This window comes from Rubrivivax albus (assembly GCF_004016515.1).
GTDB classification, from domain to species: Bacteria; Pseudomonadota; Gammaproteobacteria; order Burkholderiales; family Burkholderiaceae_C; genus Rubrivivax; species Rubrivivax albus.
The window spans coordinates 835082-857938 of the sequence record NZ_SACT01000001.1; the positions used below are offsets into that span (position 1 = coordinate 835082).

At 72.0% G+C, this 22857-nt stretch carries 26 protein-coding genes; 11 read left to right on the top strand and 15 right to left on the bottom strand.

All coding sequences use genetic code 11. The annotated features are described in order from the left end of the window. Positions 1-65: 65 nt before the first annotated feature. Positions 66-971, bottom strand: a complete 906-nt coding sequence (locus ENE75_RS03890; RefSeq protein WP_128195791.1) for an AEC family transporter — start codon at positions 969-971, stop codon at positions 66-68. Positions 972-1031: 60 nt separating this feature from the next. Between ENE75_RS03890 and ENE75_RS03895 the strand changes: the two genes are divergently transcribed. The 3 genes from ENE75_RS03895 (at position 1032) to xerD (ending at position 3614) form a co-directional block, all read left to right on the top strand. Then, on the top strand, positions 1032-1661 hold the full coding sequence (locus ENE75_RS03895) for a chalcone isomerase family protein (RefSeq protein WP_233258904.1): 630 nt from the start codon (positions 1032-1034) through the stop codon (positions 1659-1661). A gap of 74 nt (positions 1662-1735) precedes the next feature. Continuing rightward, positions 1736-2710, top strand: a complete 975-nt coding sequence (locus ENE75_RS03900; protein WP_128195793.1) for a tripartite tricarboxylate transporter substrate binding protein BugE — start codon at positions 1736-1738, stop codon at positions 2708-2710. A 1-nt stretch (position 2711) separates the two neighbouring features. Continuing rightward, positions 2712-3614: a site-specific tyrosine recombinase XerD gene (xerD, locus tag ENE75_RS03905; protein ID WP_128195795.1), complete on the top strand. Its 903-nt coding sequence runs from the start codon at positions 2712-2714 to the stop codon at positions 3612-3614. 81 nt (positions 3615-3695) lie between these two features. On the opposite strand, the gene ENE75_RS03910 is transcribed toward xerD, so the two are convergent. Continuing rightward, positions 3696-4610 carry a porin gene (locus ENE75_RS03910; protein WP_128195797.1) on the bottom strand — a complete coding sequence of 305 codons (915 nt, stop codon included), beginning with the start codon at positions 4608-4610 and terminating at the stop codon, positions 3696-3698. Positions 4611-4776: 166 nt separating this feature from the next. Here ENE75_RS03910 and ENE75_RS03915 point away from each other — a divergent pair, with 166 nt between their 5' ends. Next, positions 4777-5376 (top strand): MarC family protein, encoded by a 600-nt coding sequence (locus ENE75_RS03915; protein ID WP_128195799.1) that lies wholly within the window; start codon positions 4777-4779, stop codon positions 5374-5376. Positions 5377-5386: 10 nt separating this feature from the next. Here the strand turns inward: ENE75_RS03915 and ENE75_RS03920 are convergent, their stop codons facing one another. From ENE75_RS03920 to ENE75_RS03935, 4 genes are read right to left on the bottom strand one after another with little or no spacing between them, the layout of a single operon-like run. Further along, on the bottom strand, positions 5387-6139 hold the full coding sequence (locus ENE75_RS03920) for an amino acid ABC transporter permease (RefSeq protein WP_128195801.1): 753 nt from the start codon (positions 6137-6139) through the stop codon (positions 5387-5389). Positions 6140-6161: 22 nt separating this feature from the next. Then, the gene (locus tag ENE75_RS03925; RefSeq protein ID WP_128195804.1) at positions 6162-6968 is read right to left on the bottom strand and encodes a basic amino acid ABC transporter substrate-binding protein; all 807 of its coding nucleotides are present in this window, start codon (positions 6966-6968) and stop codon (positions 6162-6164) included. Positions 6969-7002: 34 nt separating this feature from the next. After that, entirely contained in the window at positions 7003-7800 is a 798-nt protein-coding gene (locus ENE75_RS03930; protein ID WP_128195806.1) for a ferritin-like domain-containing protein, read from the bottom strand. After that, complete coding sequence (locus ENE75_RS03935; protein ID WP_128195808.1) at positions 7790-8233, bottom strand: potassium channel family protein; 444 nt, start codon at positions 8231-8233, stop codon at positions 7790-7792. The genes ENE75_RS03930 and ENE75_RS03935 overlap by 11 nt, the downstream gene beginning before the upstream one ends. Positions 8234-8288: 55 nt before the next feature. On the opposite strand from ENE75_RS03935, the gene ENE75_RS03940 reads away from it, so the two are divergent. Continuing rightward, positions 8289-8810: a gamma carbonic anhydrase family protein gene (locus tag ENE75_RS03940; RefSeq protein ID WP_128195810.1), complete on the top strand. Its 522-nt coding sequence runs from the start codon at positions 8289-8291 to the stop codon at positions 8808-8810. Continuing rightward, positions 8810-9775, top strand: a complete 966-nt coding sequence (gene hslO, locus ENE75_RS03945; protein WP_128195812.1) for an Hsp33 family molecular chaperone HslO — start codon at positions 8810-8812, stop codon at positions 9773-9775. The genes ENE75_RS03940 and hslO overlap by 1 nt, the downstream gene beginning before the upstream one ends. Here hslO and ENE75_RS03950 read toward each other — a convergent pair. From ENE75_RS03950 to ENE75_RS03980, 7 genes are all read right to left on the bottom strand, one after another. After that, complete coding sequence (locus ENE75_RS03950; protein ID WP_128195814.1) at positions 9729-10520, bottom strand: metal ABC transporter permease; 792 nt, start codon at positions 10518-10520, stop codon at positions 9729-9731. The genes hslO and ENE75_RS03950 overlap by 47 nt on opposite strands. Then, positions 10520-11479 (bottom strand): metal ABC transporter solute-binding protein, Zn/Mn family, encoded by a 960-nt coding sequence (locus tag ENE75_RS03955; RefSeq protein WP_233258905.1) that lies wholly within the window; start codon positions 11477-11479, stop codon positions 10520-10522. Before ENE75_RS03955 ends, ENE75_RS03950 begins: the two co-directional genes overlap by 1 nt. Next, positions 11463-12656, bottom strand: coding sequence for a hypothetical protein (locus ENE75_RS03960; protein ID WP_233258906.1), 1194 nt, complete (start codon positions 12654-12656; stop codon positions 11463-11465). Before ENE75_RS03960 ends, ENE75_RS03955 begins: the two co-directional genes overlap by 17 nt. Before the next feature lie 96 nt (positions 12657-12752). Beyond that, complete coding sequence (gene phnE, locus ENE75_RS03965; RefSeq protein ID WP_128196811.1) at positions 12753-13544, bottom strand: phosphonate ABC transporter, permease protein PhnE; 792 nt, start codon at positions 13542-13544, stop codon at positions 12753-12755. A gap of 32 nt (positions 13545-13576) precedes the next feature. After that, a complete protein-coding gene (locus ENE75_RS03970) occupies positions 13577-14428 on the bottom strand; it encodes a PhnE/PtxC family ABC transporter permease (RefSeq protein ID WP_128195816.1) in 852 nt (283 codons plus the stop codon). Then, on the bottom strand, positions 14425-15255 hold the full coding sequence (locus ENE75_RS03975; RefSeq protein WP_128195818.1) for a phosphonate ABC transporter ATP-binding protein: 831 nt from the start codon (positions 15253-15255) through the stop codon (positions 14425-14427). The genes ENE75_RS03970 and ENE75_RS03975 overlap by 4 nt, the downstream gene beginning before the upstream one ends. Before the next feature lie 8 nt (positions 15256-15263). Then, positions 15264-16127 (bottom strand): putative selenate ABC transporter substrate-binding protein, encoded by an 864-nt coding sequence (locus ENE75_RS03980; RefSeq protein ID WP_128195820.1) that lies wholly within the window; start codon positions 16125-16127, stop codon positions 15264-15266. A 110-nt stretch (positions 16128-16237) separates the two neighbouring features. Here ENE75_RS03980 and egtD point away from each other — a divergent pair, with 110 nt between their 5' ends. Then, positions 16238-17188, top strand: coding sequence for an L-histidine N(alpha)-methyltransferase (gene egtD, locus ENE75_RS03985; RefSeq protein ID WP_128195822.1), 951 nt, complete (start codon positions 16238-16240; stop codon positions 17186-17188). After that, positions 17185-17538, top strand: coding sequence for a DUF167 domain-containing protein (locus ENE75_RS03990; protein WP_199232208.1), 354 nt, complete (start codon positions 17185-17187; stop codon positions 17536-17538). Before egtD ends, ENE75_RS03990 begins: the two co-directional genes overlap by 4 nt. On the opposite strand, the gene senA is transcribed toward ENE75_RS03990, so the two are convergent. After that, complete coding sequence (senA, locus tag ENE75_RS03995; RefSeq protein ID WP_199232209.1) at positions 17519-18730, bottom strand: selenoneine synthase SenA; 1212 nt, start codon at positions 18728-18730, stop codon at positions 17519-17521. The two genes, ENE75_RS03990 and senA, sit on opposite strands and share 20 nt — an antisense overlap. A 14-nt stretch (positions 18731-18744) precedes the next feature. On the opposite strand from senA, the gene senB reads away from it, so the two are divergent. Further along, complete coding sequence (gene senB, locus ENE75_RS04000; RefSeq protein ID WP_128195824.1) at positions 18745-19707, top strand: selenoneine biosynthesis selenosugar synthase SenB; 963 nt, start codon at positions 18745-18747, stop codon at positions 19705-19707. Beyond that, the gene (gene selD, locus ENE75_RS04005) at positions 19704-20762 is read left to right on the top strand and encodes a selenide, water dikinase SelD (protein ID WP_128195826.1); all 1059 of its coding nucleotides are present in this window, start codon (positions 19704-19706) and stop codon (positions 20760-20762) included. The genes senB and selD overlap by 4 nt, the downstream gene beginning before the upstream one ends. Positions 20763-20792: 30 nt before the next feature. On the opposite strand, the gene ENE75_RS04010 is transcribed toward selD, so the two are convergent. Next, entirely contained in the window at positions 20793-21812 is a 1020-nt protein-coding gene (locus tag ENE75_RS04010; RefSeq protein ID WP_128195828.1) for an aldo/keto reductase, read from the bottom strand. Positions 21813-21833: 21 nt separating this feature from the next. Here ENE75_RS04010 and ENE75_RS04015 point away from each other — a divergent pair, with 21 nt between their 5' ends. Further along, on the top strand, positions 21834-22856 hold the full coding sequence (locus ENE75_RS04015; protein ID WP_128195830.1) for an RNA methyltransferase: 1023 nt from the start codon (positions 21834-21836) through the stop codon (positions 22854-22856). The last annotated feature ends 1 nt before the right edge of the window (position 22857 follow it).

Here is a 22857-nt window from a genome sequence, read left to right on the forward strand (position 1 = left end):
TTTGCAACGACGAGTCGGGCCGTTTGGCGCGGATGAGCGGGCGTGCGGGATTGGCTCTCACCCACTCAGCGCAGCGCCCCCAGCGCCACCAGCGCCAGCGGCAGGCTGAGCATGCCCAGCAGCGTGGACAGCGTCACCAGCCCCGCGACGTAGGGCCCGTGGCCGCCCATGCGCACGGCCAGCACGTAGCTGGACGCGGCGGTGGGCAGGGCGCTGAAGAGCACGATCACGGTCTGCTGCACCGGTGGCAGGCCCAGCCCGAAGGCGCAGGCCAGGGCCACCAGCGGCAGCACGGCGTGGCGCGTCAGCAGCAGGCCGGTGGCCAGCTGCGGCCCGTCGCGCAGTGCGCCCAGCCGCAGCCCGGCGCCCACCGCCATCAGACCCAGCGGCAGCGCCGCGCCGCCGATGCGCGTGAGCGTGGTCGTCACCAGGTCCGGCAGCTGCAGCCCCAGCAGGTTGAACACCAGGCCCGACCCGGTGGCCAGGATCAGCGGGTTCTTCGCCAGCTCGCGCCCGTAGTGCTGGCCGCCATGGCGGGCCAGCGGCCAGACGGCGGCGATGTTGCACACCGGCACCACGATGGCGATCACAAGCGCCAGCGACGCCAGACCCGGCGCGCCGGCCACGCGCTCCACCGCGGCCAGCGCCACGTAGGAGTTGAAGCGGAAGGCCACCTGGGCGCCCGAGGCGTGCAGCGACGGGTCCACGCCCGGCCAGCGGCGCAGCGCATAGGCCAGCGCGATGCCAGTGCCGGTGATGATCCAGGCGCTGGCCGCCAGCGGCAACGCCGTGGCCGGCTGCAGCGGGTGGCGCACGATGGCGCCGAACAGCAGCGCGGGGAAGAGCAGGTAGTAGACCAGCCGCTCCACGGCGTCCCACAGCGGCCGGTCCAGCGGCGTCTGGCGGCAGATCAGGAAGCCGAGCACGATGAGCACGAAATCCGGCAGCAGCAGCAGGGCGTGTTCGGTCAAGGTCGGAGGGGGGCGTCTGGCCGGGTCATCCCGCCAGTGTGCCAGCGCGTTGTCGTGCGCATGCGTCACACTGCAGGCATGTCGATGGTGCCTTCCTCCGTTTCCCGCCGCCGCGCCCTGTTGCTTGGCCTGGGCCTGCCGCTGCTGGCCGCGGGCCCGGCGCCGGCCCAGGTGGTCGTCGAAGGCTACACCTACGCGCCGCAGATCACGCTGGGCGGCAGCACGCTGCTGCTCAACGGCGTGGGCCTGCGGGCGGTGGCCTGGTTCAAGGGTTATGCCGCCGGCCTGTACCTGGCGCGCAAGTCCACGACCGTGGAGGGCGTGCTGGCGACACCGGGCCCCAAGCGGATCCAGATGCGCATGTTCGTGGACGTGCCGACGGTCGAGTTCGTCAAGGCCTTCTACAAGGGCATCCAGCGCAACACGCCGGCGGCCCAGCAGCCGGCGCTCGCCGAGCGCATGCAGCGTTTCGACGCGCTGGTCACGTCGCTGGGCGAGGTCAAGACCAACGACGTCGTGGACCTGGACTTCCTGCCCGGCCAGGGCCTGGTGTTCCGCCATAACGGCCGGCAGGTCGGCACGGCGATTGCTGGCGAGGATTTCTATGTTGCGTTGCTGCGCATCTTCATCGGTGGCCGTCCGGTCGACAAAGAGATGAAGATCGGCCTGCTCGGCGGGCCGGTGGCCTGACCCGTCGCGCCTCAGGGGCTAACGCAGCGCCTGTACGATCCGCGCCCATCGTTCTCACCGCTCAACAATCTGCCATGCACAAGCGTCACCTGCTCTCCACTCTGATCTCGGCCGCCTGCCTGGCCGCCATGCCCGGGCTGGCCAGTGCCCAGGCCTACCCGAACAAGAGCGTGCGCCTCGTGGTGCCCTTCGCGCCGGGGGGCACCACCGACATCATCGCCCGCATCGTGGCCGACCGCATGGGCAAGGCCCTGGGGCAGACGGTGGTGGTGGAGAACAAGTCGGGTGCCGGCGGCGCCATCGGCGCGATGGAGGTCGTGCGCGCGGCACCGGACGGCTACACGCTGAGCATGGCCACCGTGTCCACCACCGCGGCGCGGCCGTCCATCGACCCGAAGTCGCCCTACGACCCGGTGCGCGACTTCGTCGCCATCATCAACATCGCGGCCACGCCGAACATCATCGCCGTGCACCCGTCGTTCCCGGCCAGCGACCACAAGGCCTTCCTGGACCTGCTGAAGAAGAACCCCGGCCAGTACAGCTACGCCAGCTCCGGCACCGGTGGCATCGGCCACCTGATGACCGAGCTGTACAAGAGCCTGACGGGTTCCTTCATCACCCACATCCCCTACCGCGGTGCGGGTCCGGCGCTCAACGACGTGGTGGCGGGCCAGGTGCCCATCATCTTCGACAACCTGCCTTCGGCCCTGCCCTTCGTGAAGGACAACCGGCTGGTGCCCATCGTCGTGGCCGCACCCCAGCGCCTAGCGGAACTGCCCAACGTGCCGACGTTCGCCGAGGTCGGCCTGGCCCCGGTGAACCGCATGGCCTATTACGGCCTGCTGGCGCCCAAGGGCACGCCCAAGGACATCGTCGACAAGATCAACGCGGCGGCCAAGGAGGCCCTGGCCGATCCCGCCGTGCGTCAGCGCATCGAGGCCACCGGCTCGCTGATCGTGGCCAACAGCGCCGACGAGTTCGCGGCCCAGATCAAGGCCGAGTTCGAGGTCTACAAGAAGGTCGTGGCCCAGCAGGGCCTGAAGCTCTGACGTGCCGACGGGCGCCGCCGTCGACGCGCTGGTCCAGCGTTTCGTCGACGCGCTGTGGCTGGAGGACGGCCTGGCCGCACTGACCCAGGCCGCCTACCGGCGCGACCTGCAGGCGCTGGCCGCCTGGCTGGCGGCGCAGGGCAGCGCTGGCCTGATCGCCGCCACCGAGAGCGACCTGCGGGCCTACGCCGTGGCCCGGCATGCCGGGACGCGCGCCAGCACGGCCAACCGGCGCCTGACGGTGTTCCGCCGCTTCTACCGCTGGGCGCTACGCGAACGCCTGCTCGACGCCGACCCCACGCTGCGCCTGCTGCCGGCGCGGCAGCCGCAGCGGGTGCCCAAGACGCTGTCGGAGGCGCAGGTCGAGGCGCTGCTGTCCGCCCCCGACGTGGCCACGCCGCGCGGCTTGCGCGACCGCGCCATGCTGGAGCTGATGTACGCCAGCGGTCTGCGCGTGAGCGAACTGGTGGGCCTGAAGAGCGTGCAACTGGGCCTGACCGAAGGCGTGGTGCGCGTCACCGGCAAGGGAGCCAAGGAACGACTCGTGCCCTTCGGTGCCGAGGCTGGTGTCTGGCTGCAGCGCTACCTGGCCGACGCGCGCAGCAGCATCCTCGGCGGACGGGTGGCCGACGCGCTGTTCGTCACCGCGCGTGGCGGCGGCATGACGCGGCAGATGGCCTGGAAGCTGGTGAAGGCCCATGCGCTGGCCGCCGGAGTCCACGTGCCGCTGTCGCCGCACACGCTGCGCCACGCCTTTGCCACCCACCTGCTCAACCACGGGGCCGACCTGCGTGCCGTGCAGATGCTGCTGGGCCACGCCGACATCTCGACGACGACCATCTATACGCATGTGGCGCGGGAGCGCCTGCGTGCGCTGCACGCCCAGCACCACCCCAGGGGCTGACCGTCGCACACGAAGGGCCGGCCATGAAAAAAGCCGGCGGGCTGGGCGCCCGCCGGCTTTCGGTGACCGACCCAGGGCCGATCAGAAGTTGTGGCGCAGGCCCACGCCGTAGGAGCTGAAGTCCACCGCGCCGTTGGCCAGGTCCAGGTTCGTGTAGAACACGTGCACGCGGGTGCGCTTGCTCAGGTTGTAGTTGTAGGCCACGGTGAACTGGTCGCCGTCGGCCAGGCCGTTCTCGCCGCTGCGCTTGCCGAGGTTCAGGTGGAACTCCGACGCGCCCATGGTGTACATGCCGGCGATGCGGAAGTTGTTGTAGCTGACGGTGCCGCTGCCACGCTCGTAGTAGCCGCCGACCGTGATCGCGCCCATCTCCCACAGGCCGCGCAGCGCAGTCGACTTCTGACCGTCGTACTCCTCGTAGCCCAGGCCCAGGTGCATCGCACCGGCGTCGTAGTTGACGGCCATCGACAACGGCGCGTCGGGCTTGACGTTTTCCTTCAGGCCGTACTGCAGGTCGAAGCGCAGGCCGTTGACGGTGGGGCTGGTGTAGGCGATGGCGCTGTTGAGCGTGCCGGCGATGGCCACGAAGCCATAGAGCGCGTCGGCCGAGCTGCCGGTGTCGTGGTTGTGCATCGACACGTAGTCGGCGGTGGCGAAGTAGCCCTCGCTGGCCGGCATGTTGCCCAGGCGGATGGTGCCGAAGCTGCCACCCAGGCTGACGGTGCTCTCGCGGCCCCACATGGCGCCGGCGGCGGCGCCGGTGTCGGCGTTGAAGCCGTGCTCGATCACGAAACCGGCCTTCAGGCCACCGCCCAGGTCCTCGGTGCCGCGGATGCCGATGCGCGACGAGTTGTCGTAGATGCCGGTGTCCTTGGCGCCGTTGAGCTCCTGGCGCTCGGCGGTGAGGTTGATGCGGCCGTAGATCTCGGTGCTGCCTTGCGCGAACGCGCTGCCGGCGGCCAGGGCGGCGGCGGCGATGACGAAGCTGTTCTTCATGGAGGGCTTTCGTGGGTTGGACAGAAGCTGGTCGGCGATGCCGCCGCGAGCGCGAGTCTAGTGCCGGTGGTCCGGGTCAACCCTGACGGGCGCGCAAAAATGGTTCGCGCCTGCCCCCGAGTGGTGCGCCGGCGCAACAGTGCCCGGCGCCCTGACAATGCCGGCCATGGAACACGGCTTCGTCTCCGCGCTGGTGCTGCTGCTGCTGGTGCTGGACCCCTTCGGCAGCCTGCCGATCTTCATCTCGGTGCTCAAGGGCGTCGCGCCGGAGCGCCGGCCGCGGGTGGCGCTGCGCGAGGTCAGCATCGCGTTCGGGGTGCTGGCGCTGTTCATGATCGGCGGTCAGGCCTTCCTGTCGCTGATGCGGCTGTCGGAGCGCTCGCTGGAGGTGGCCGGCGGCGTGATCCTGCTGATCATCGCCATCCGCATGGTCTTCGCCAGCGGCGGCGAGGTCTACGCCGCCGGCGGCGAGGGCCGCGAGCCCTTCATCTTCCCGCTGGCCGTGCCACTGCTGGCTGGCCCGTCGGCGATGGCCACGGTGCTGCTGCTGGCCTCGCGCCAGCCCGACCAGCTGTGGACCTGGATGGGCGCGCTCACGGCGGCGATGGCCGTGTCGGGCGCCGTGCTGCTGGCGGCCGACCGGCTGCGCAAGCTGCTCGGCGCGTCGATGGTGGCGGCCATCGAGAAGCTGATGGGCCTGGTGCTCACCGCGATCGCGGTCGAGATGATCCTGGCCGGGCTGAAGCGCTACTTCTTCGAGCCCTGAGGCCTGTCCGCTATCGCCCGCGCTGGTCCGCCGGCACTTCCAGCCGCTTGGCCAGCAGCGACAGCGCCAGCGTCAGCACGAGGTACAGGGCCGAGATCGCCAGGTAGGGCTCCCAATAGCGCGCATAGGCGCCGGCCACCGTGCGTGCGGCCAGTGCCAGCTCGGCCAGACCGATGGCGCTGACGAGCGAGCTGTCCTTGATCAGCGTGACCCCCTCGTTCACCAGCGCCGGCACCATGCGCCGGAAGGCCTGCGGCAGCACTACCCAGCGCATCGCCTGCACGTGCGTGAGGCCCAGACTGTAGGCTGCCTGCACCTGGCCGCGGTGGATGCTCTGGATACCGGCGCGGAAGATTTCGCTGATGTAGGCGCCGGCGTTCAGGCTCAGGGCCAGGCAGCCGGAGAAGAACGCACCATGCTCCTGGCGGAACGTGCGCGCCGCGTCTCCGGCCAGCAGCAGGCCGGTGTCCGGGTGCACCAGCGTGGGCATCAGCGCGAAGTGCACCAGCAGGATCTGCACGAACAGCGGCGTGCCGCGGAAGAAGCCCACGTAGCCGGCCGTGATCCAGCGCGCCAGCCGCAGGCCCCAGGCAGCGGCCGGCAGCTTGGGCGCCGGCGCATCGGCCGAACTGCTGACCAGGCCCAGCACCACACCCAGCAGCAGGCCGGCACCGATGGCCACGATGGTGAGCTTCACCGTCATCCACAGCCCGCTGGCGAACAGCGGGCCGTAGCCGGCCAGGATCTCCCAACGCAGGTCCATCGGTGCGGCCCGTCAGCCGGTCTTACTTCCTGGCGCCGAAGTACTTGGCGTGGATGGCGTCGTAGCTGCCGTCGGCGCGGATGGCCTTCAGGCCCTCGTTGACCTTGGCCAGCAGCTCGGCATTGCCCTTGCGCACGGCGATGCCGTACTGCTCCGGCACGAAGGCCGGGTCGCTGACGGTCTTGAAGCCACCGGCGGCGTTGTTGGCCACGTAGTGCTGCACCACGCCGTTGTCGGCCACCACGGCGTCCACGCCGCCGGCCTCCAGTTCCTTCAGCGCCAGCGGCGTCGACTCGAAGCGCTTGACGTTGGTGCTGGTCTTGCCCAGCAGCTGGGTCACGACCTCGTCGCCGGTGGTGCCGGTCTGCACGCCCACCTTCAGCGGCTTCAGGTCGGCGAAGGTGGCCACCGTGCTGTCGGCCTTCACCGCGATCAGCTGCGCCGCGTCGAAGTAAGGGTCGCTGAAGTCCATGGTCTGCTTGCGCTCGTCGGTGATCGTGATCGCCGACACCAGCAGGTCGCGCCCGCCCTGCTGAAGTTCGTTGAAGATGCCTTCCCAGGGCGTGTTGACGAACTTGACCTCGAAGCCGGCCTTGGCAGCGATGGCCTGCACGACCTCGATGTCGAAGCCGACGATCTGGCCCTGTTCGTTCTGGCTCTCGAAGGGCGCGTAGGCGGCATCCGTGCCGACGACGTAGACCTTGGCGGGCGCCGGCGCCGGTGCGGCGGCGGGCGCGGGGGCCGGGGCTTCTTCCTGCTTGGAGCAGGCGGCAACGATCAAGCCGGCGGCGAGCACGGCGGCGGTGTTCAGGAAGCGACGCTTGTTCATGGTGTGTTCTCCGGGGGGCGGGTGGCGCGGGAGTCTACGCCGGCGGCAGGGCGGCGAGTTCGTCCTCGTCGAAGCCGGCAGCGCGGCGGGCGGAAAGGTTGAATGGCGGTTTCAGCCTTGGCGCCCCATGGCGCCGCGACAGCACCGCGTAGTGCGCCACCGGGTCCAGCCCCTCGTGCGTGCAGCACCAGCGGTACCAGCGGTTGCCGATGGCCACGTGGCCGACCTCGTCGCGCAGGATCACGTCGAGGATGGCCACCGCCTGCGCGTCGCCGGCGCGGGCCAGCCGCGCCTGCATCGGCGGTGTGGCGTCCAGGCCACGCGCCTCCAGGGTGCGCGGCACCAGGGCCATGCGCGCGGTCAGGTCGCCGGCGGTCTTCTCCGCCATCGTCCACAGACCATCGTGGGCGTCGAAGTCGCCGTAGGCGTGGCCCAGGGTGGCCAGGTGCTCGTCCACCAGCGTGAAGTGCAGTGCCTCCTCGGCCGCCACGCGCAGCCAGTCGCGGTAGTAGGCTTCGGGCAGGCCGGGGAAGCGCCAGACGGCGTCCAGCGCCAGGTTGATGGCGTTGAACTCGATGTGCGCCACCGCGTGCAGCAGCGCCGCGCGGCCCTCGCGGGTGAAGGGCGAGCGGCGTGGCACCTGCGCCGGATCCACCAGCCGCGGGCGATCGGGCCGGCCCGGCAGCGGCGAGGGCGCGGCCACTGGTGCAGCAGGATCGACCCGCCCGACAGCGGCGATGCCGGCGCGCACGGCTGCGGCCTTCCCGCGCGGGTCGGCCACGGCCAGCCAGTCGGCGGCGGCCTGCCTCAGTTCCCGGGGCTCAGCGGCCATGGCGAGCGGTCCAGAAGCGCTCCATCGCGATGTACAGGAACGAGGCCGTCCAGCCGATCAGGAGCAGCCCGTGCAGCGCCTGGGCAGCGGCTAGCATGCGCAAGGCGCCGGTGGGCGCCAGGTCGCCGAGGCCCAGCGACGTGTAGGTGGCGCCGGAGAAGTACAGGCACTCCGACAGCGTCACTTGCGGCTCGGCGGCCGTGCCGGTCAGCTGCCCCGATCCGACGTGGTTGATGAGCAGCCAGTACCCCAGCCCGTAGAGCACGATCTCCAGCGCATGGGCCACGAAGCAGGTGGCCATGACCACAAGCACCTTGGGCCGCGACGGCATCGGCGAGCCGCTCAGGCGCCGGTGCAGGCCTTGCAAAACCTCGTAATGCAGCAGCGTCGCGGTGGCGACCAGCAGCAGGGTGACCAGGGTGACGTAGAACATGGGCAGCCTAAAATCATAGGCTTTGCCGCCCGGGGGGTGGCGCAGGGGGACCGCGATGGCCATCTACCGCCTGGGCGAACATCAACCCCGGCTCGAATCCGGAGCCTGGGTGGCACACAGCGCCAGCGTCATCGGCCAGGTGGCGCTGGGCGCCGACAGCAGCGTCTGGTACGGCGCCACCGTGCGCGGCGACAACGACCTGATCACGTTGGGCGCGCGCAGCAACGTGCAGGACGCCGCCGTGCTGCACACCGACGACGGCATCCGCCTGACCATCGGCGACGACGTCACGCTGGGCCACCAGGTGATGCTGCACGGCTGCACCATCGGCAACGGCACGCTGATCGGCATCCAGAGCATCGTGCTCAACGGCGCGCGCATCGGCCGCCACTGCCTGGTGGGCGCCGGCTCGCTGGTCACCGAGGGCAAGGAGTTTCCCGACGGCGCGCTGATCATGGGCCGCCCGGCCAAGGTGGTGCGCATGCTCGAGCCCGAGCAGATCGAGCGCCTGCTGTGGAGCGCGCAGCACTACGTGCAGCAGGCGGCGCGGCACCGCCAGGCCCAGCGGGTCGACTGATGTCCGAACTGCACAAGTTCCTGTTCGAGGGCCTGCCGGTGCGCGGCATGCTCGTGCGCCTGACGGACGGCTGGCAGGAGGTGCTGCGCCGCCGCGCCACGCGTGAACCGTGGCCGGCACCGGTGGCCTCGCTGGTGGGCCAGATGTGTGCCGCCGGCGTGCTGATGCAGTCCAACATCAAGTTCGACGGCGCGCTGGTGCTGCAGATCCAGGGCGACGGCCCGGTGCCGCTGGCGGTGGCCGAGGTGCAACCCAACCTGCGTTTCCGCGGGACCGCCAGCGTCACCGGCCCGGTGGCCGACGATGCCCGGCTGGCGGCCCTGGTCAACCCGCACGGCCGAGGTCGCTGTGCGATCACGCTGGACCCGGCCGACCGGCAGCCCGGCCAGCAGCCCTACCAGGGCGTGGTGGCGCTGCACGGTGACCGGGGCGAACCCCTGCAGCAGCTGTCCGAGGTGCTGGAGCACTACATGCTGCAGAGCGAGCAGCTCGACACGCGGCTGGTGCTGGCGGCGAACGACGAGGTGGCTGCGGGGCTGCTGATCCAGCGCCTGCCGGTGGAGGGCGAGGGCAACCTCGGCGCGCGGGGTTCGCAGGCCGACGAGGACCTGATCGGCATGTCCGAAGGCTTCAACCGCATCGCCCACCTGGCCGCCACGCTGACCGCCGACGAACTGCTGACGCTGGACGCGCAGACGGTGATGCACCGCCTCTTCTGGGAGGAGGACCTGCGCCGCTTCGAACCCCTGGCGCCGGCCTTCGCCTGCCGCTGCTCGCGCGAACGCGTGCGCGGCATGCTGCACGGCCTGGGCCGCGCGGAGAGCGAGTCGCTGATCGCCGAGCGCGGCGAGGTCGAGGTGGGCTGCGAGTTCTGCGGCCTGCAGTACCGGTTCGACGCGGTGGACGTCGGCGAACTGTTCACCGCGCCGGTGGACCAGCCGCCGGGGTCTGCTGCGTCGCACTGACCGGACGGCCAGCCCAGGCCACCGCCGCTAGCCCGGCCGCAGCCATCGTCAGCGCCACCGCCGGACCGCTGGGCAGGTCGGCGAACCACGACAGCGCCAGCCCGGCGAAGCCCGCGCCCAGCGCGATCGCCAGCGCCGCCGGCAGCGGCAGGCCGCGCCGCAGCCACAGGCCTGGCGCGATCAAGCCGGCGAAGACCAGGAACAGGCCCAGCGCCGGCACCGCCAGGCTGGCGACGACGGCGAACAGCGGGAAGAACAGCGCGTCGCGCCGCAGTGCGTCGGGCCGCAGGCCGGCCAGTGCCAGCACGAGCAGCGCGCACGCGGCCAGCACGGCCGCCTGCGCCGGTTCGGCCCACAGCAGGTCGGCGGCCAGCAGGGCGTCCAGGTGTTCGCGGCCGTGGGCGTCGGCGCGCGCGGCCAGCAGCGCACCGGCGGCACCGGCCACGTAGACCAGGCCGATCAGCGCCTCGCGCTGCGCGGGCCAGCGCCGCGCGAGCCCGGCCACCAGGCTGGCGCACAGCAGCGCACCGGCCGTGGCCGCCGCCTGGGAAGGCAGCGGGCCGGGATGGTCGAACAGCGCGTTGGCGATCATCACGCCCAGCGCCGCGGCCTGCGCCACCGCGAGGTCGATGAACACCACGCCGCGCGCCAGCACCTGAGCGCCCAGCGGGGCGAGCGCCAGCACGCCGGCCACCAGCGCCGCCGCCGGCCAGAAGAACCAGCCGTGCACGAGGGCGTCGAGCATCAGCGCGTGGCGCCGTCGCTGCGCGCCTGCAGCAGCGCGGCCAGCAGCGCGTCGAACCACCGGGCCAGCGCGTCGGGCGCGTCCGGATCGGGCACGGTGGCCGGCAGCACCAGCAGCGGCACGGCGGTCCCCGCCTGCGCGAACTGGCCGCTGAGCCAGCGGCCGGCACGCGGGTCCTGGTGGCGGGCCACCACCACGGCCATCGGTGGCGCGGCGCGCAGGCGTTCCAGCAGCGACTGCAGGTGGCCCGGCGTGGGCGCCATGCCGGGTTTGGGTTCCAGGTCGGCCACCGGCACCAGGCCGAGCCAGTCCCACAGGTATCCGAAGCTGCTGTGCTGCGCCGCCACCACGGCGCCACGCAGCGGCGCGGCACGTTCGCTCCAGGCGGTGGTGCGTGTTGCCCAGTCGCGGTCGAAGGCGTCGGCGCGTGCAGCGATGGCAGCAGCCTGTGCCGGTGCGGCCGCCTGCAGCGTGCGTGCCAGGGCCTGCGCCACGGTGCGCAGCCGGCGCGGATCGGCGTGCAGGTGCGGGTTGCCTTCGGCGTGCACGTCGCCGGCGAAGGGGTTGCCGCCGGCGCCTGGCTTCGGGTCCAGCAGGGGCACGTGGGTGGTGGCATAGAACATGCCCGGCGCACCGTCCTGCACACGTGCGTTGCCGGCGCGCTGCTGCAGCGCCGGCAGCCAGCCCGCTTCCAGCCCGGCGCCGGTGCACACCGCCAGGTCGGCCGAACGCAGCTGGGCGATCAGCGCCGGCCGGGCCTCGATGTGGTGCGGGTCCTGCGCGACGTGGGTGGCCACGTGCAGGCGCAGCGTTGCGTCCTGCGGCCACAGCGCGCGCGTCAGCGCAGCCCACTCCGGTTCGCAGGCGAAGACCGTGAGCGCGTGGGCCGGCAGGACGGCGAAGGCCAGCAGGCCAATGGCGACCGCGGCGCGCCGCAGCAGCTCAGAACGTGTGCGCACCGTGGGCCCCGAAGCTGAGCACGTACTGCAGTTGCACGCTGCGGCGCTGCGCGTCCTCGATGCCTTCGGCGTTGCGCTGGGTGGTGGCCTGCAGGCGCAGCGTCTGGCCATGCGTGGGCTTCCAGGCCAGCATCACGGCGTGTTCGCGCAGGCGGCCGTCGTGAAAGTGGTCCTCGTGCGGCATGCGCACCCGCAGCCAGTCGGTGCGCACGCCGACCTCCCACGCCGGGTCGAAGCGCCAGACCACCGACAGCGCGGCCGCCTGGTGGCGGTCGCCGCCGGTGGCGTGTTCACCGAGGTCGGTGATGCGGGCGAACTCGGCGGTCACGCGCAGCTGGCGTTCGCGGTTGTTGCCGTCGGGCGCCCACTTCCAGGTGGCGTCCAGCAGCCACATGCGCCCGCCGCTGTACTCGGCGCCATGGGCATGGTCGTGGTGGTCATGGCCTTCCTCCTCGTGTTCCTCGTGCTCTTCTTCGCCGTGTTCTTCTTCGTGTTCTTCCTCGTGGTCGTGCGCCGCCACCCGTCGGTTGTCCACCCACGCGGCGCCGACCTGCCAGCTGTGCGAGCGGCCGATGTCGGCGCCGGTCTTCAGGCTCAGCGCGATCGCGCCCGGGCTGCGCGACGACTCGGCTTCGGGAATCAGCTGCCGGCCGCGGAACACCTCGGCACCGAGCATCAGGTAGATGGGCGTCGGCGCCGTCCAGTTCAGGCGCAGGCCATCGTCGAACCAGTGGCTGCCCAGGAAGGCGCGGTAGAGCAGCGGACGCTCGACGAAGTCGTCGGCGTGCGGGTGCTGGGCATTGATGGCGCCGATCTGCGACGCGAAGCGCCCGAAGCGCGCCTGCAGGCCGAAGGGCAGCGTTCGTGTCTCCAGCCAGGCTTCCTCCAGCTCGGCCTCGACCTTGCCGTCATGCTGGTGCGCGGCCACGGTGACCTGCGCGCCGAAGAGTGACCCGAGGCCACCGCGCGCGGTGACGTCGCTGTGGCCCAGGGCCAGGCCCTGCTCGCGCTGGCCGAGCGCGAGCGCGCGCGAGCTGGCGGCCACATCGAGCACGGCGCCGAGCTGCCAGTCCTGCGCCGCGGCGGGGCGAGCGCTGAACAGCACCAGCAACGCGCCGGTGGCGACAGCGGCCAGAGGGGCAAGGCGGTGCGTGTGGATCGATGTGGTGAAACGCATGAAGGACTCCGAGCTTGTGTTTCATGCGAATGATAGAGCATTATCAAAAATGCGACCCATGGTGCGTGGGTCGACGCGGCGGGGCGTGATCGTCGTTCAGCGCGTCATCAGCCGGCGCGTGACAAGGCTCAGCGAGTCGACGAAGGCCACCAGCAGCAGCATGGCCGCCACGATGGTGCAGGTCTTGCCCATGTGGAACAGGCCCATGTGAAAGGCCAGCAGTTGGCCCAGGCCGCCGGCGCCCACCACGCCCAGCACGGCGGCGGCGCGGATGTTGTTCTCCCAGCGGTAGAGCGTGTAGCTCAGCAGCTGCGGCAGCACCTGCGGCAAGGTGGCGTAGAGGAAGACGCGTCCGGTGGGCACGCCACTGGCGCGCAGCGCGTCGCCCGGGCCGGTGGGCGTGTTCTCGATCGCCTCGGCGAACAGCCGGCCCAGCACGCCGGTGGTGTGCAGGGCCAGCGCCAGCGTGCCGGCGAAGGGGCCCAGCCCGGCGCTGATGAGCAGCAGCGCGGCCCACACCAGCTCCGGGATCGAGCGCAGCGCGTTGAGCAGCCAGCGCGTGGGCGTGCGGCCGCGCGCGTGGTCGGCTGCATGCAGGCGGCTGCCCGGCAGGGCCAGCAGCAGGCCGCCGGCGGCCGCCAGCAGCGTGCCCAGCGCCGACATCGCCAAGGTCTCGGCACTGGCCACCGCCACCTTGCGCAGGAACTCCGGCGAGGTGTCCGGCGGGAAGAACTCGCCGATGAAGCGACCCATGCTGCGCAGCGCGTCGGCCGACAGGAAGGCGGCCCACTGCAGGTCCAGGCTCCAGAAGCTGGCCACCACCAGCACCACGATGCCCAGCGTGAACCAGCAGGCGCGGCAGCGCGCGTCGAACAGCCGCGGCGGCATGCGCCAGGGCGCGTTGGCGGCGGTGGGCCTGTTCACCCCAGGCTCCGGCGCAGGAAGGCGCTGGCGCGGTCGGCCAGCGCCACCAGGGCGATGAAGACCAGCAGCATGGTGGCCACCTCGCCGCCAGCGAACATCTTCATCGACGTGTCCATCATCTGCCCCAGGCCGCCCGCGCCGACGAAGCCCAGCACCACCGACGAGCGGATGGCGCATTCCCAACGGTAGACGGTGTAGCTGGTCAGTTCCGCCGCATTGCCCGGCAGCACGGCGTAGAAGAAGGCCTGCAGCCGCGAACTGCCCTGGCGCAGCAGCGTGGCCGAGGCATGGTCGTCGCCCGACTCCAGGATCTCGCCGTAGACCTTGCCCAGCATGCCGCCGTAGGTGAGCGCAATGGCCAGCACGCCCGACGTGGGCCCGAGGCCGACCACGCGCACGAAGACCAGGGCCCACACCAGTTCCGGCACCGAGCGCAGCAGGATCAGCGCCCAGCGCACGCCCTGGCGGGCCCAGAACGGGCCGCGTGCCATGCGCCCGGACAGCGCCGAGATCGACAGCGTGCGCGTGGACAGCAGCGTCATCGGCACCGCGATGACCAGCGCCAGCGTGATGCCGGCGGTGGCGATGGCCACCGTGCGCCAGGTCTCCCTGGCCACCAGGGCCAGGAACTCGGCGTCGTGTGCCGGCGGCACGAAGGCCGACAGGAAGCGCCAGGTGGGCTCGGCGTTCTCCGGCGCCCACAGCACCCAGGGCTTGAACTCCGTGGCCACCAGGGCCGGCCACAGCAGCACCAGCGCGAACAGCAGCCAGCCCACGCGGGCCGGCCAGGCCGGGTCGCGCTGCGCGGGTGAAGGCCGCGCGGGCGAAGGCAGGGCGGCGCTGCTCACCGGCAGTGCATCACGGCGGGTGCGGCCGTGGCCGCGGGTGCCTCCGCCACCGGCGGGGCGCCCAGCAGTTCGTGCTCGTGCTGCGCGTAGAGCGCGCGCAGCCGCTCGGGCGTGACCTGGGCGGCCGGCAGGTCGAAGGCCAGGGCGCCGTCGCGCAGGCCGATGATGCGCGGGAAGTGCGCCAGCGCCACGTCCACCTGGTGCAGCGTGGCCAGCAGCGTGGCGCCGCGCTCGCGTGCGCCGTCGACCAGCGCCGACACCGCCTGCGCGGCGCGCGTGGGGTCCAGGGCCGACAGCGGCTCGTCGACCAGCCACAGCGAGGCCGGCGACAGCAGCGCGCGGGCCAGGCCCACGCGCTGGCGCTCGCCGCCGGACAGCCGGTCCACGCGCTCGAACAGCTTGTCGCCGAGGTCGAAACGCTCCAGCGCCGCCCAGGCGCCGGGGATGTCGTCCGGGTAGAACAACGAACGCAGGCTCCGCGCCAAGCCGAGGCTGGGCAGCCGCGCCGCCAGCACCGCCGTCACCACGCGCTGGCGCGGCGGCAGCGGCGGCACCTGCGGCGCCAGGAACAGCTGGCCGCGCAGCGCGCGCAGCGCACGGGGTGACAGGGCCCAGGGCGCCTGGCCACCCAGCGCCAGCGTGCCCCCCGAAGGCGGCAGCGCCGCCGCGGCCACGTGCAGCAGCGTGGTCTTGCCGGCACCCGACGGGCCGATGACGGCGGCCGCCTCACCGGCGCCCAGGCGCAGCGTCAGGCCGCGCAGCGCCGGCGCATGGCCGGGCCGCGCCGCCGGGTGCCGCGCCTCGACGGCGTCCAGCGCCAGTTCCACGGGGGGCGTCAGAGCAGGCCGGCGTTCTTGGCGGCGGCCTCGATGCCCTTGTAGTTCTCCGCCTTGCTCGGCACGAACTTGCTGGCGCGCTGCAGCTTCAGGATCTCGGCGCCTTCGGGCGTGGCCGGGTCCAGGGCCAGCAGGGCGGCGGTGAGCTTCTCTCGCGTGGCCGCCGGCATGTCGGCATGCACCGTCCAGTTGTAGTCGTAGTAGGGCGGCGTGGTGTAGAAGGCGCGCACCTTGCTGGTGTCGACCTTCTTGTCGGCGACGAACTTCTCCCACACGGAGATGTTCAGCGCCCCGGCCTGCACCTTCCCCGAGGCCACGGCGGCGATGGTGGCGTCGTGGGCCCCGCTGAAGGCCACGCGGCGGAAGTCCTTGTCCGGGTTGACGCCGGCCTCGAGCAGGAAGCTGCGCGGCATCAGGTGGCCCGAGGTGCTGCTCTGCGAGCCGAAGCTGACGTCCTTGCCCTTCAGGTCGGCCAGGGTCTGGATGGCAGGGTCGGTGGTGATGAAGACGGATCGGAACTTCTCGTCCTCGGCCCGCTGCACGATCGGGATGGTCTTGCCGCCGGAGCGCACCGACGACTGCACGAAGGTGAAGCCGCCGAACCACGCCATGTCCACCTTGCGGTTGACCAGGGTCTCGACAGCCGCGGCGTAGTCGGTGACCGGCGTGTACTCCACCTTCATGCCCAGCTTGGATTCCAGGTACTTCACCAGCGGGCCGGCCTTGCGTGCCAGTTCGGTGGGCGACTCGTCGGGAATGGCGGTGACGCGGAACACCTGCTGCGCGTGGCTCAGCGTGCCGAAGGCGAGCAGCGCGCAGGCCATCAGCGCGCGGCGCGTGCGGGAAGAAGACAGGGAAATCATCGCGGGGCTCCTCGTGGTGGGATGGGTTCAGGCGGCGTGGTCGGCCGCAAGACCCCCGACATTACAGCCGATCGAGCGAAGCGTCGTCCGGCGCTGCTAGAGTCGGACGCATGCGGGAACCGGCTTTTGTCCAGCGCTTCGTCGCCGATGCGGCGGCCGTGCGCCAGGAACTGCTGCGCGGGCTGGCGTCATCGCCCGCCCGTGTGGCCCCCAAGTTCTTCTACGACCTGCTCGGCTCGCGCCTGTTCGACGCCATCACCGCGCTCGACGAGTACTACCCCACACGCACCGAGGCGGCACTGTTCGCCGCGCATGCCGGTGACATGGCCCGGGCCTGCGGCACCGGCCGGCCGCTGGTGGATCTCGGGGCGGGCAACTGCGCCAAGGCGGCGTCGCTGTTCCCGGCGCTGGCACCGTCGCAGTACGTGGCCGTCGACATCTCGGTGGACTTCCTGCGCGACGCGTTGACGGCACTGCAGCAGCGTCACCCCGCATTGCCGATGCTGGGGCTCGGGCTCGACTTCTCCGCCGCGCTGGACCTGCCGGACGCCGTCATGCCCGCCCCGCGCACGCTGTTCTACCCGGGGTCGAGCATCGGCAACTTCACGCCCGACGAGGCGCTGGCCCTGCTGCGGCGCATGCACGCAGCCTGCGACGGTGGCGCGCTGCTCATCGGCGTCGACGGCGTGAAGGACACGGCCGTGCTGGAGGCGGCCTACGACGACCCGTTGGGCGTCACCGCCGCGTTCAACCTGAACCTGCTGCGCCACGTCAACGCGCTGATCGGCAGCGACTTCGACCCGCGCCGATGGCGGCATGTGGCCTTCTTCGACGCGGCGGCCTCGCGTATCGAGATGCACCTCGAGGCGCGTGAGGCGCAGACGGTGTGCTGGCCTGGCGGCGAGCGTCGTTTCGCGGCCGGCGAGCGCGTGCACACCGAGAACTCGTGCAAGTACCTGCCCGGCGACTTCGAGGCGCTGTTGCACGATGCCGGGTTCCGGCGGGCCCGGCGTTGGAGTGACGACCGCGGCTGGTTCCACGTGTTCGCCGCGCAGGCGTGACGGGCGAGGAGGGCACCGGACTGCATTACCGCTGGCAGGGCGCGGACCTGTGGCTGGAACTGCAGGGCAAGCCTGGCGCGCGTCGCGATGGCTTCGGCCGCGTGCAGGGCGGACGGCTGCAGGTGCAGATTGCCGCCGCGCCGGAGGACGGCAAGGCCACGGCGCGTTTGCTCGCCTTCCTGGCCGAGGCCTTCGACGTGCCGCGTGCGGCCGTGGTGCTGCGCTACGGCCAGACGAGCCCGAAGAAGGGCGTCATCGTGCAGGGGCCACGACGCCTGCCGCCCGAGGCCGCCGTGGCGGCACCGCCAGCCGTGTCGGCGGCACCCGAGGTCAGGCCGCGCAGGACCTGAAGCCGGCGAACAGGTCGTTGCGGTCGGCCGGGAAGTAGTTTCGGTAGTGCGGGTGGCGCATGCAGTCCAGCGTGGCGAAACTGGCGCCGCGCAGCACCGGGCGGCCGTCGAACCAGGGCTGCGAATAGTCGCGGTAGGGGTGGGCCACGAAGCCGGGCCAGGGTTCGAACGCGGAGGCGGTCCACTCCCAGACCTCGCCCCAGGCGAACCCGCCGGCGTTCAGCGCCGCCCACTGCCATTCGGCTTCCGTCGGCAGGCGGCGGCCGGCCCAGTGGCACCAGGCCTCGGCCTCGTGGCGGGTCAGGTGCATCACCGGTTCGTCGTCGGTCATCGGCACCCAGGTGCCGAAGGCGGCGCGCTGCCAGGTGCCGTCCTCATGCACCAGGTGGCGCGGCCGGCCGGTGCTGTGCCGCTGGCGCCAGGCCCAGCCGTCGTCGGTCCACCACTGCGCGTCGTCGTAGCCGCCGGCGTCGATGAAGGGGCGGAAGCGCGCCCAGGTCACCGGGCTGCGGTCGATGGCGTGGGGCGCCAGCGTCACAGGCAGGTGGCCGCCCTCGTTGTCGAAATGGAAGCCCGGGCCGGCGTGGCCGAGCACCATCTCGCCGCCGGCGCAGGTCAGTTCGCCCGCGGGGCCTGCTGCCGGCCCTCGACGCGGCAGGGCGGTGTCGATGGGCAGGGCCAGGTGCTGGGCCATGTAGACCGTGGCCTCGGCGTGCATCGCCTCGTGCGCCAGCGCCCAGCGGAAGAAGAACAGCGCGTCGTCGTCGTCCGGCACCGTGGCCAGCAGGGCGAGCGTGCGTTCGCGCACCTGGGCCGCGTAGCGCAGCGTGCGTGCCGGATCCGGCAGGTCCAGGTGCCAGCGGCGGGTGTGCGAGATGGCGCTGCTGTCGTACAGCGCGTCGGCCTGCGGCAGCACCGACACGCACAGGCCCACCTGCGGATCCGCTGCCGCGCCGCGCAGCCGCTCGGGGTTGCGCGCCAGCCAGCGCTCCTCGAACCAGGCCACGTGGCCGAGTTCCCATCGTGGTGGGTTCAGCTCCGGTGCGTAGCGGATCTCCATCGAGGCTGGCAGCAGCGTGCGCCAGGTGTCGAACAGCGCCAGCGTGTGCGCCCGTGTGGCCTCCAGGGCGACCGCCAGCCGGGCCGCTCCCGCCTGGCGCAGCGCGGCACCGGGGGCCAGGTCAGCGGACAATGTCTGCTCCGATCATGAAACCGATCCTCTGTCTGGTGACGCCGGCCCTGGCCAGTGCCAACAACGGCAACTGGCAGACGGCGCGGCGTTGGGCGCACTTTCTTGCCGAGGATTATCGGGTGCGGCTTTGCTCCGCCTGGGACGGCGCACCCGCCGACGTGATGCTGGCGCTGCACGCGCGCCGGTCGGCGCCGTCGATCCACGCCTTCGCACAGGCCTGCCCGGCGCGGCCGCTGGTGGTGGCGCTGACCGGCACCGACCTCTACCGCGACATCGCCGTCGACGCCGACGCGCAGCGGTCGCTGGCCCTGGCCTGGCGGCTGATCGTGCTGCACGAGCTGGCGCCGCGGGACCTGCCGGCGGCCGTGCGCGGCAAGGCCGTGGTGTGCTTCCAGTCCACGCCGGCGCGGGCAACGCTGCCGAAGACCGACCGCCACCTGCGCGCGCTGATGGTGGGCCACCTGCGCGACGAGAAGTGGCCGCAGACGCTGTGGGCCGCCGCGGCGCGGCTGCACGACCGTGCCGACATCCTGATCGATCACATCGGCGCGCCGCTGGATCCTGCACTGGGATCCGCGGCCCAGGCCTGCGCCGCCGCGCACCCGCACTACCGATGGCTGGGTGCACGGCCGCACGGCGAGACCCTGCGCCGCATCCGCCAGGCCCACGTGCTGGTGCACACGAGCCGCATGGAAGGCGGCGCCCACGTGGTGCTGGAGGCCGTGCGCCGCGGCACCCCGGTGCTGGCGTCGCGCATCCCGGGCAACGTGGGCATGCTGGGCGCCGACTATGGCGGCTATTTCCCCCCCGGCGATGCCACGGCACTCGCGACCCTGCTGCAGCGCGCCCGCGACGAGCCGGCTATGCTGAAAGCTTTGGCGGTGCAGTGCGACGAACGGGCACCGCTGTTCGACCCTGCGACGGAACGACACACCCTGCGCGAGACCCTGCGCCAAGCCCTGGAGGCCCGACCATGAACAAGCCCGAGACCCCTGCCGAACCCCGCCTGACCTCGCTGTCGCATGGGGGCGGCTGCGGCTGCAAGATCGCGCCCGGCGTGCTCAGCGAGATCCTCAAGGGCACCACTGGCATGCCGGTGCCGCCGCAGCTGCTGGTGGGCATCGAGACGGCCGACGACGCCGCCGTCTACCAGCTCAACGACGAGCAGGCGCTGATCGCCACCACCGACTTCTTCATGCCCATCGTCGATGACCCGTTCGACTTCGGACGCATCGCCGCCACCAACGCGATCAGCGACGTCTACGCCATGGGCGGCACGCCGATCATGGCGCTGGCACTGGTGGGCATGCCGATCAACGTGCTGTCCACGCAGACCATCGGCCGCATCCTGGAAGGCGGCAACGCCGTCTGCCGCGCCGCCGGCATCCCCATCGCCGGCGGCCACACCATCGACTCGGTCGAGGCCATCTACGGCCTGGTGGCGCTGGGCCTGGTCCACCCGAAGCGGGTGAAGAAGAACGCCGATGCGCGTGCCGGCGACCGGCTGATCCTGGGCAAGCCGCTGGGCGTGGGCGTGCTGAGCGCCGCGCTGAAGAAGGAGCAGCTCTCGCCCGCCGGCTACGAGCAGATGATCGCCAGCACCACGCGGCTGAACACGCCGGGGCCGGAACTGGCGATGCTCGACGGCGTGCACGCCATCACCGACGTCACCGGCTTCGGCCTCGCCGGCCACGGCCTGGAACTGGCGCGCGGCGCGAAGGCGCAGGCGGTGATCGACTGGGCGCGCGTGCCGCTGCTGCCCGGCGTGCGCGAGATGGTGGCCCAGGGCTTCGTCACCGGTGCCTCCGGCCGCAACTGGGCGGGCTACGGTGCCGACGTGGCCTTGCCCGCCGGCTTTGCCGCCGAGGACCGCGCCCTGCTGACCGACCCGCAGACCAGCGGCGGCTTGCTGGTGTCCTGCGACGCGGGCAGCGTCGGTGCGGTGATGGACGTGTTCCGACGCCACGGCTTCGACGCCGCAGCCGAGATCGGCGAGGTGGTCGCGGGGGCGCCGGGGCTCACGGTGCGCTGAAGCGCCCGGAGGGCAGTGCGTGCACCGCCGTCAGCCCCTTGGCTGGCGGCCGGTGACGGGGTACAGCGGGTCGGTGTAGCCGTGTGTGGACGCATGGCCGGGGCGCACCAGGCTGTCCACGAAGGCCTCGTCCTCGGCGTCGGCGCGCACCGACAGTGCCGAGACGTAGTCCTGCCATTGCGCGAGCGTGCGTGGACCGGCGATCACGCCGCTGACCAGGCGGTTGTTCAGCGCCCAGGCCAGGGCCAGTTGCACCGGTGTCAGGCCCCGCGCCCGGGCGTGGGCCACGAAGCGCTGGGCCAGCGCCACCGATTCCTGGCGCCATTCCGTCTGCATCAGCCGCCGGTCCTGGCGCGCGGCCCGGCTGTCCTCGGGCGGTGCGCTGCCGGGCAGGTACTTGCCCGTGAGCACGCCGCGCGCCAGCGGGCTGTAGACCACGGCGCCGACGCCGTAGTGGGCGCAGGCCGGCAGCAGTTCGTCCTCGATGCCGCGCGTCATCGCGCTGTAGGGCGGCTGGCAGGCGATCGGCGGTGGCACGCCCATGCGACGGGCGGTCTCCACCAGGCGCGCCAGCCGCCAGGCGCGGAAGTTCGACACCCCGTAGTAGCGCACCTTGCCGGCCTCGATCAGCCGTGCCATGGCCGACAGGGTCTCTTCCGCCGGCGTGGTCTCGTCGTCGCGGTGCATCCAGTAGAGGTCGATCCAGTCCGTGTCCAGGCGCTGCAGGCTGCGGTCCACCGCCAGCGTCATCCAGCGGCGCGACAGGCCGCGGTCGTTGGCACGCTCGCTGCCCGGGTTGGCGAACTTGGTGGCCAGCACCCAGGACTCGCGGTCACGCCGGATGAGCTGGCCCACCATGCGCTCGCTGGCGCCGACGCCATAGCTGTCGGCGGTGTCGATGGCGAACAGGCCGTGTTCCCGGGCCAGGTCCAGCATGCGGCCGGCCTCGGCAGCGTCGGTGCGGTCGCCGAACATCATCGTGCCCAGCCACAGGGCGGGCACCTTCAGGCCACTGGCGCCCAGGGGGCGGATGGGGTGCAGGGAGCTCATCGGGCGACGATACTCCGGCCCGTGCGGATTCATGACATCGAAAATCGCCTGCGCGCCCTGGGTGCCGGGCCGGGCCACGCCGCGCGCGTGCTGCGCCACTGGGTGCAGGCTCGTCCGCAGGATGCCGGCCGCCGTGCCATCGCCGATTTCCTGCCGAAGACCCTGCGCGCGGCTCTGCCGGCGCTGGGGTCCGAGCTGGCGGCGCTTGCCCGGCTGCGCGAACGCCACCCCGGGGCCGACGGCTCGGCCCGGCTGCTGGTGGACCTGGCCGATGGCCAGACCGTGGAGACGGTGCTGCTGCCGCGCCAGGGCGTGTGCGTGTCCACCCAGCTGGGTTGCGCGGTGGGCTGCGGTTTCTGCATGACCGGCCGAAGCGGTCTGCTGCGCCAGCTGGGCAGCGCCGAGATCGTGGCCCAGGTGGCGCTGGCGCGCAGCTTGCAGCCGGTGCGCAAGGTGGTCTTCATGGGCATGGGCGAGCCGGCGCACAACCTGGACAACGTGCTCGAGGCCATCGACCTGCTGGGCACGCAGGGCAACCTGGCGCACAAGCAGCTGGTGTTCTCCACCGTGGGTGACGCGCGCGCCTTCGAGCGCCTGCCGCAAGGCGTGGTGAAACCGGCGCTGGCGCTGTCCCTGCATTCGATGAACGCCGAGCGGCGAGCCGCGCTGCTGCCCCGGGCGCCGCGCTGGGAACCGGCGGACCTGCTGGCCGAGGCGCTGGCCTACGCCCGCGCCACCGGCTACCCGCTGCAGGTGCAGTGGACGCTGCTGGCCGGCGTCAACGACGGCGACGACGAGCTCGAGGCCCTGGTGCCGGCGCTGCAGGGGCAGCCGGCGATCCTGAACATGATCCCCTACAACGCGGTGGACGGGCTGGACTTCCGCCGCCCCGATGTCGACCGGGTGACGGCCATCTTTCGCGGGCTGAACCAGCGCGGTGTGCTCACGCGCATGCGGCAGTCGGCCGGGCAGGACGTGGACGCGGGCTGCGGGCAGTTGCGGGCCCGGGTGGTGCAGGTGCGGCGCGCGGCCGCGCCGGCCTGAC